General features: G+C 37.3%; 1 pseudogene. It reads right to left on the bottom strand.

What is annotated here, in order from left to right:
* Positions 1–134: pseudogene (locus tag D0S45_20585) on the bottom strand (photosystem I assembly protein Ycf3).
* Positions 135–805: the final 671 nt, after the last annotated feature.

Below are 805 nucleotides of genomic sequence, written 5' to 3'. Positions count from 1 at the left end.
TCCCCATTACTTGTATGGATAAGGCCTATATTATAGAGTATATAACTTCGATCATAGGGGTCAATTTCTAGTCGCATAGCTTCATAATAATTCTGTAATGCTTCCGCATAATTTCCTTCAGATTGAGCCGACATCCGTTACGGTCGTCATTCGCTTTAACGAACTCTCCGTTTCAGAACCGTATGTGAGATTTTCATCTCATACGGCTCCTCCTTTAGGTGCATAATGAAAATAACGGCTCCTCCTTTAGGATGTCATTATGAACTAAGCGGGGCTAATGTTTTTACAAGAAATCYCTAGCCAACCTTCYTGCAAAAGATCTTTTCTTACYAYCAAGYRKGTTSRTRCTAGATAAAAATAAAAAAGGWAACTCYAAMAATTTCTTTGTYCTCAACGCCCCYWARTTTCCAGGAATTAGTCACTTCAACRGTCTTCRATGGTTATAYGGGTATCCAAARTACGAACGAGATGGATGTTTRTTGTYCCAACCATTYTWRTTAGTCCCAATCCCAACGAAGAAGAAGAAAGGGAATCATTTTTAAGAAAGTTTTCGTGTTGTTGATTYCTMGRYGTAGTGCTTCTTCCCCTATGCCKCCTATTCGTATATTGTATTAGTGTAGTAGGATTGATCTGTAATACGGGAACCATAGGTAAAAACCTTTTGCTCAATACTATAATTCACAATTGAAGCATCTAAGGCTGCATTAATCGTGGATACATGACAGAAGGGATTGTTTTAATCGTGGATACATGACAGAAGGGATTGTTTTTTTTATATTATAAACTTCACCTTCAAAAGCGTAGA

Source organism: Marinifilum sp. JC120 (assembly GCA_004923195.1).
In the GTDB taxonomy this organism is placed as follows: domain Bacteria; phylum Desulfobacterota; class Desulfovibrionia; order Desulfovibrionales; family Desulfovibrionaceae; genus Maridesulfovibrio.
Note: the sequence above shows the minus strand (reverse complement) of the source record. Positions and strands in the feature narration are given on the sequence as shown.